General features: G+C 61.3%; 1 pseudogene. It reads left to right on the top strand.

The features are described from left to right. Positions 1-1,004: 1,004 nt before the first annotated feature. A pseudogene (locus tag D3222_RS24635) lies at positions 1,005-1,270 on the top strand (hypothetical protein); the annotation flags it as partial.

Raw genomic sequence — 1,270 nt, 5'->3', positions numbered from 1 at the left:
AAGCGGTGCACGCCAGTACGCATCCGGCGGAGCAGATGGCAGACGAAAAAGCCGGCGACGCCGATGAGGTGGGTTTACTGGCCGACCTGTACGCCGAAGCTGACGCCGGCACAGACATGCCGCCGAACGGTTCGGCACCGACCTCAATCCCCGATACCCGCTGACCGCCCGCCCCCGTTGAGTCGGGCGGGTGCGGTGTGAGGGCAGACCGTGGCCGGACTGCCCGTCGGCCTCGGCGCACGCGGGGGTAAATAGTCGTCAGGCGGCCCAACCGCTGGCGTCCCCATTAACCCGGAACAGGCCGCCCAACGCCTATTGAACATAATGCGGGGGAATTATACGCACTGCGCCGATGAGCAAAGGTAACAGCTTGAGCATCCATGAGCGGCTTAATGCGTATAATTGGCATTATGTCTGGCGCCCCCGCGGGTTAGCATCGCAAGGTGCGACGCACAAGGCTGACGCCTTCTGCTGTCAGCCGCTGAGCCGGCCATCGGCAACTCAGAGTGCTTCTTTAGCTGCCGCGTTATCGTCCAGCCAACACCCCTGAAGGCAGGTCGGCCTGCGGCCTCCGCTAATTTACCGCCCCCCGCCCCAACCCTGCTTYACTGGCTGCGCGCGGCTCACACTGCGCTGCGCTCCGTTGCTCGTTGCCGTGCTCGCCATCGCCGCCCCGTGCAGCCCCCTGAGGGGGCTTCCCTGAACAAAACCGTGTGGTCATGCAAGGCCATGCGCAACCCGAAGCCACAGTGCCTCAGAGCGTCGCAGGGGCGCCGCTTGCGGGCTCTGTGCCGCCCGCGCCCGCAGAACGTGCGTCCGCCGCCCAGGCAAGCTGGGCGACGTTCGCCCGTTGCCGAAAAAGGCGCTACGCTGACAAAGGCCCGGCGGGAAAAATGGGCCGTCGGGGGCGAAAAGCGCGTCAGGGGGTTTTGGGTTCGGCGGTGAACGGACATTGGAAAAAACGGGTTGTAACTGACTGAGGGCATTAGGAAAATCGGTGTTCGATGGTTAACTTCGCACTGGAATGCGTTGTTATTGAGAATAACTTTTTGAGTGCGGATCAGATAGACGACTTCGCGGCCAAAGCCAAAGGGTGTGAGGCGCGGGGTGACTGCAATCAAATCGTGAAAGAAATGGAAGATTTGAGTCTGAAGCAGCGCAACGAGTTGATTGCGACCTGTGCTTCAGATCCGGCGGCTTGTAAAGAAAAATACGGTGAACTCCCTGCCAACAGTATGTTAGTCCGTCAGGCCGTTGATAAGGCACTGGG

This window comes from Photorhabdus sp. CRCIA-P01 (genome assembly GCF_003545805.1).
Classification (GTDB): domain Bacteria; phylum Pseudomonadota; class Gammaproteobacteria; order Enterobacterales; family Enterobacteriaceae; genus Photorhabdus; species Photorhabdus antumapuensis.
Note: the sequence above shows the minus strand (reverse complement) of the source record. Positions and strands in the feature narration are given on the sequence as shown.